Genomic DNA, 290 nt, shown 5'->3' with positions numbered 1-290 from the left:
ACTGGAGCAACATTAACAGAAGGAACAGAACCAACGGAAGTAACCGTACCAGTAAGTGGAACAGTTGCAGCCGGAACAGATGGTTATACTACTACAGGAACGGTAACTGGTTTAGTATATAATGATGAAGATGGTGATGGGGCACAAAACGGAACAGAAACCGGATTCACATCTCCAGTAACCGTATTTGCTGATTTAGATGGTGATGCCGTATTAGACGCAGGCGAGCCAACAGCAACTACAGCAGCAGATGGAACTTATACTATAGAAGGTGTACCAGCCGGAACAGT

General features: G+C 45.2%; 1 protein-coding gene. It reads left to right on the top strand.

Annotation, left to right across the window (positions count from 1 at the left end; all coding sequences use genetic code 11):
* Positions 1 to 290 (top strand): hypothetical protein (locus tag ACVCZW_RS09805; RefSeq protein WP_452232316.1); only part of this gene is annotated, 290 nt, incomplete at both ends.

This window comes from Lacinutrix sp. MEBiC02595 (genome assembly GCF_053601555.1).
This window is presented reverse-complemented; position numbering and strand designations above follow the sequence as displayed.